The organism is Bacillus sp. JJ1521, from assembly GCF_036965165.1.
In the GTDB taxonomy this organism is placed as follows: Bacteria; Bacillota; Bacilli; order Bacillales; family Bacillaceae_L; genus Ferdinandcohnia.
In genome coordinates this window covers 25,027-30,420 of record NZ_JBALOX010000122.1, presented here as the reverse complement: position 1 = coordinate 30,420, position 5,394 = coordinate 25,027, and the positions used below count along the sequence as shown (strand labels likewise).

Here is a 5,394-nt window from a genome sequence, read left to right as displayed (position 1 = left end):
CTGTGGCAACGTCTTTTTAACCCACTTCCTGTGGACCTAAAAATCAGCACAAATACGCCAAGGCGTATTTGATTCTAATAAAATAGGTTGGTGAAGAAAATGAGTCGAGTTGTAATTGTAACGGGAGCAGCAAACGGAATTGGTAAAGGGATTGCAAAAGCTTTTGCGAAAAGTGGAGCAAAGGTTGTTCTAGCAGATATGGATGTTGAATCTGGAATTGAACTTGCAGGCAAGCTTAAAGAACAAGGTGCGGTAGCTATTTTTATTAAAACAGATGTAAGAAATGAACAAGATATCCAACAATTGATGAACCAAACCTATCAAACATATGGTAAAATTGATATTTTAATAAACAACGCTGGGAAAAATCTTTTCAAATCACCATTCGATGTCACAGTTGTAGAATGGGATGATGTGATCAATACCAATTTGCGAAGTGTTTTTTTATGTTCGAGAGAAGCGGCAAAATATATGAAAGAATCAGGTGGTTCAATCGTCAATATTGCATCAACCAGAGCGATCATGTCTGAGCCTTATTCAGAAGGATATGCAGCAACAAAGGGCGGAATTGTTGCCATTACTCATGCACTTGCTGCATCATTTTCGGAATATCAGATTACAGTAAATGCGATCTCACCAGGTTGGATTGAAACTGGTAACTATGAGAAGCTTCGTGAAATTGATCACGAACAGCATTTTTCAAAGCGTGTCGGAAAACCAGAAGATATTGCAAATGCTTGTCTCTATTTAACTGATTCGAAGAACAATTTTGTTACGGGAATAAATCTTGCTGTAGACGGCGGGATGACTAGAAAAATGATATATGAAGAGTAAAATAGAGAGGAAGCTATAAGATTATGAAACTTGTATCATGGAATGTAAATGGATTACGGGCTTGTGTTAAAAAAGGATTTTTGGATTATTTTCATGAAATGGGAGCTGATATTTTTTGTGTGCAAGAGACAAAGCTCCAGGAAGGTCAAATTGATTTGGAACTTGAAGGCTATCATCAATATTGGAATTATGCACTTAAGAAAGGGTATTCTGGAACTGCTGTTTTTACAAAAGAGAAGCCACTTTCAGTTTCGTATGGTGTTGGTGATGAGAATGAAGAGGCTGAAGGTCGAATTCTAACATTAGAATTTGATGATTTTTATTTAATCAATGTGTACACACCAAATTCACAAAGAGATCTTGCACGTCTCAACTTCCGTCTTGACTGGGAAGATCGTATGCGCGATTATCTGATTCAATTAAATGAGAAAAAGCCAATTATTCTTTGTGGTGATTTGAATGTCGCCCATGCGGACATTGATTTAAAAAATGCTAAATCGAATCGAGGAAATTCTGGCTTCACCGATGAAGAGCGTGGCAAGATGACCGACTTGCTCAAATCTGGTTTCGTTGATTCTTTCAGACATTTTTATCCAGACATGACTGATAAATATACCTGGTGGAGTTACATGCGAAATGTTCGCGAAAAGAACATTGGATGGAGAATTGACTATTTTATTGTTTCCGAACCATTTAAGGACCGTTTAAAGGATTCTCAAATCCATTCTCACGTAATGGGGAGCGATCATTGCCCGGTCGTAATTGAATTACATGGATAGTAAAATTTTCAAGGAATACTTTAAAGAAGGACAAACATAGATTACAATAAGAATGCTTATTGATTTAGTGGTAATAGCATCTTATTTGGAGGTACAAATGGAAAATTGGATTACTGACTTTATGGACCAATTCGGGTATATTGGAATTTTTCTATTAATTGCACTAGAAAATATCTTCCCGCCTATACCATCTGAGGTCATTTTAACTGCAGGTGGATTTATGACGACAAAAACGTCTTTAACCGTGACAGGCGTCATCATCGCCGCAACAATAGGTTCAGTTGTAGGGGCGATGATTCTTTACGGAGTTGGCCGTATACTTGATGTCGAACGTTTAGAGAAAATTGTTGACCGCTTTGGCCGGTTTTTACGGGTAACAAAAGAGGATATTCATAAAGCAGATGCTTGGTTTGATAAGTATGGATATTGGACTGTATTTTTTTGCAGAATGGTTCCGTTAATTAGAAGCTTAATTTCCATTCCAGCCGGTATGTCCAATATGAATTTTTGGATGTTCATTGTATTTACAACACTTGGAACATTAATTTGGAATGTGATTCTTGTGTTGCTAGGAGCTGCCTTTGGTGAATCATGGGATGTCATTGTCCACTACATGGACATTTACTCTAATATTACTTATGCATTAATCGCATTAGCGGGAATTGGATTTCTTGTCATATTTTTCACCAAAAGAAAATCAAAAACAAGTTAATTAAAGAAGGAGTATATTAAATCTGATGGAAATTATTGAAATTATTAAAGCCATTATTTTAGGAATGGTAGAGGGGCTTACAGAATTTGCACCAGTTTCTTCAACAGGTCATATGATAATCGTTGATGACATGTGGCTAAAAACGCAGGACTTTCTTGGAAAATACCCAGCAAATACATTTAAAGTTGTCATTCAACTTGGCTCTATTTTAGCCGTTGTCGTTGTTTTTAAGGATCGATTTTTTGATTTGTTAGGACTTAACCGAAAAAATAAAATAGTTCCGGTAGGGGCAAAACATTTACGTTTAACTCATATTATCGTAGGTTTACTTCCAGCAGGTGTTCTTGGCGTTTTGCTTAAGGACGCAATTGATGATTATTTATTCCGAACAGAAACCGTGTTAATTGGACTAGTAGTTGGAGCAATCCTCATGATTGTGGCTGACCGCTATAGTGCAAGCCATCCAAATACACAAACTGTGGACGAAATTACGTACAAACAAGCTTTGACAGTTGGACTGATTCAATGTTTATCACTATGGCCTGGATTTTCACGTTCAGGTGCCACAATTTCAGGTGGTGTACTAGTTGGATTAAGCCATAGAGCAGCAGCAGACTTTACGTTTATCATGGCTGTACCAATTATGGCAGGAGCAAGTGGAATCTCTCTACTTAAAAACTTGGAGTATTTTACAATGGATGCATTCCCAATATTTATTGCAGGATTCATCAGTGCATTCGTATTCGCATTAATCTCGATTCGATTCTTCTTACGCTTAATCGATAAAATCAAACTATTGCCATTTGCGATTTACCGCATTGTACTAGCAGTTGTCATATATTTTGTGTTTTTTTAAGTCGAAAAAGCATCTCTTTTGGGATGCTTTTTATATTTCTTAAAATTCTATTCGCTCTTCATATTAATGCTAGTTTTGTATAAAATATGGTAATAGTTCCATACTTGTACAAAAGTACTAGAAGAGGGGGAGAACAGTTATTAGATCTCGAAAACACTGGCTAATTGCAATTCTATTACTTGTTATTTCAATCATGCCATCTATTCACCCAAAACAAGAAGAAGCAAGTGCAAATGCGAGCCAAAATGAGGTGTTCGTGGGGTTAAATCAGCTTGTTATGAATGAACCAAACCTAAAGGGTGCGATTGCCGGAATCAGTATTAGGTCAGCCAAAAGCGGAGAAATCTTGTATCAACATGCAGGTGATATAAGACTTCGACCTGCATCAAATTTAAAGCTTGTAACGGCCGCAACAGCTTTATCAGCCCTTGGTGAAAATTATCAGTTTTCAACCGAAATCCTCACTGATGGAAAACTCGAAGGAAACAAACTAACAGGAAATCTTTATCTTCGAGGAAAAGGAGATCCTACCTTGCTCCAGGAAGATTTAGATGCACTTGCGAAAAAAATTAAGAATTCCGGAATTGATGTGATATTTGGAAATGTGATTGCAGATGATACCTGGTATGATGATATGCGATATTCAATTGATTTAACATGGAGTGATGAAACCTATTATTACGGTTCGGCTGTATCAGGCTTAACTGCATCCCCGAATCAGGATTATGATTCCGGCACTTTAATTGTGAAGGTGTCACCTGGAAAGAAAGCGGGGGAGAAAGCTGAAATTTCAGTAGAACCATCGAACAATTATGTGAAAATCATCAATAATACAAAAACAGGAAAGAAAGAAGAAAAGAAAGACATTGATATCATTCGAGAGCATGGAGAGAATGTCATTACGATTGAAGGAACAATCCCGGTTAACGCAATACCTATTCAAGATTGGATGACTGTATGGGAGCCTACAGGCTATGCGTTAGATATATTCAAACAATCATTAGCTAAACAAGGAATACATGTGATTGGAACGGATGGGAGTGCTAAAACACCTGATAACGCAGCACTGCTTGCGACAGATTTATCGATTCCACTTAAAGAACTACTTGTTCCTTTTATGAAGCTAAGCAACAATGGCCATGCGGAAACATTGGTAAAAGAGATGGGACGGGTCCGGTATAAAGAAGGTAGTTGGGAAAAAGGGATTAATGTCGTTAAGGAAGAGCTTCGAAAAATCGGTGTAGACCCTAGTAGTATGGTTATCAGAGATGGTTCAGGAATTTCACACGTGAATTTGATATCTGCTAACGATATCTCAAAGCTTCTCTACTCTGCACAAACCCAAACTTGGTTTCCGCACTTTTTAGGCTCTTTACCGGTAGCAGGAAACAGTGAACGTCTTGTTGGGGGCTCTTTACGTTATCGCATGAAACATCCAGATATGACGGGGAAGATAAAAGCAAAAACAGGAACAATAACATCGGTGAGTTCATTATCAGGCTATATTAATACAAGAAGTGGAGAAGACCTTATTTTTTCAATCTTATTAAATAATTTAATGAACGATGCCCATGGTAAACCAATCGAGGATAAAATTGTTACATTACTATACGAATATTAAAAAGCAGGCAATGTGCCTGCTTTTCGTATGTCTTATTCAGCTTTTCCTGCTTCGATTTCGATTGAAATTTTGACTTGGTCTCCAACTAGAACGCCACCAGTTTCAAGTGCTGCGTTCCATACTAATCCATAATCACTGCGGTTTAGGCTACCTGTTGCACTAAAACCAGCTTTTTCATTACCCCAAGGATCTTTACCTGCACCCTCGAACACAATCTTGAAAGTTTCAGGTTTTGTTGTTCCTCGAATTGTTAAATCACCTGTTAGATCATACTCACCATCATCTGTTTTTACAATAGAAGTTGATTTGAACGTCATGGATGGATGGTTTTCAACATCAAAGAAATCAGCAGATCGAAGGTGGTTATCGCGATCTTCATTTTTTGTGTTGATACTTGTAAGGTCTACTTTAAATTCAATATTTGCTGTTGTTAAGTCAGCAGGGTCTGCCTCAATTGTAGCATCAAAGTTTTCGAAAGAACCTTTTACCTTTGCAATCATCATGTGTTTTACTGAAAAATCAATACTACTGTGTGATGCATCTACTGCCCATTTTGTGTTTGCCATTATAAATCTCCTCCAAAATATTATTT

General features: G+C 37.3%; 6 protein-coding genes. 5 read left to right on the top strand and 1 reads right to left on the bottom strand.

Annotated features, from left to right (window positions below):
- The first annotated feature begins 99 nt into the window (after positions 1–99).
- The 5 genes from V7147_RS16605 to dacB all read left to right on the top strand — a co-directional run bounded on the left by V7147_RS16605 (position 100) and on the right by dacB (position 4,802).
- Positions 100–834, top strand: a complete 735-nt coding sequence (locus tag V7147_RS16605) for a glucose 1-dehydrogenase (RefSeq protein ID WP_335368946.1) — start codon at positions 100–102, stop codon at positions 832–834.
- Between the two features lie 23 nt (positions 835–857).
- On the top strand, positions 858–1,613 hold the full coding sequence (locus V7147_RS16600; protein ID WP_335368945.1) for an exodeoxyribonuclease III: 756 nt from the start codon (positions 858–860) through the stop codon (positions 1,611–1,613).
- 97 nt (positions 1,614–1,710) lie between these two features.
- Positions 1,711–2,325 (top strand): DedA family protein, encoded by a 615-nt coding sequence (locus tag V7147_RS16595; RefSeq protein WP_335368944.1) that lies wholly within the window; start codon positions 1,711–1,713, stop codon positions 2,323–2,325.
- A 25-nt stretch (positions 2,326–2,350) separates the two neighbouring features.
- The gene (locus V7147_RS16590) at positions 2,351–3,181 is read left to right on the top strand and encodes an undecaprenyl-diphosphate phosphatase (RefSeq protein ID WP_335368943.1); all 831 of its coding nucleotides are present in this window, start codon (positions 2,351–2,353) and stop codon (positions 3,179–3,181) included.
- A gap of 193 nt (positions 3,182–3,374) precedes the next feature.
- Positions 3,375–4,802, top strand: coding sequence for a D-alanyl-D-alanine carboxypeptidase/D-alanyl-D-alanine endopeptidase (gene dacB, locus V7147_RS16585; protein ID WP_335368942.1), 1,428 nt, complete (start codon positions 3,375–3,377; stop codon positions 4,800–4,802).
- A 32-nt stretch (positions 4,803–4,834) separates the two neighbouring features.
- Here the strand turns inward: dacB and V7147_RS16580 are convergent, their stop codons facing one another.
- Complete coding sequence (locus V7147_RS16580; RefSeq protein ID WP_335368941.1) at positions 4,835–5,368, bottom strand: YceI family protein; 534 nt, start codon at positions 5,366–5,368, stop codon at positions 4,835–4,837.
- Positions 5,369–5,394: the final 26 nt, after the last annotated feature.

Coding starts and splice junctions, on each gene's coding strand:
- V7147_RS16605 (WP_335368946.1), top strand. CDS start 100: ATGAGTCGAGTTGTAATTGTAACGGGAGCAGCAAACGGAATTGGTAAA.
- V7147_RS16600 (WP_335368945.1), top strand. CDS start 858: ATGAAACTTGTATCATGGAATGTAAATGGATTACGGGCTTGTGTTAAA.
- V7147_RS16595 (WP_335368944.1), top strand. CDS start 1,711: ATGGAAAATTGGATTACTGACTTTATGGACCAATTCGGGTATATTGGA.
- V7147_RS16590 (WP_335368943.1), top strand. CDS start 2,351: ATGGAAATTATTGAAATTATTAAAGCCATTATTTTAGGAATGGTAGAG.
- dacB (WP_335368942.1), top strand. CDS start 3,375: ATGCCATCTATTCACCCAAAACAAGAAGAAGCAAGTGCAAATGCGAGC.
- V7147_RS16580 (WP_335368941.1), bottom strand. CDS start 5,368: ATGGCAAACACAAAATGGGCAGTAGATGCATCACACAGTAGTATTGAT.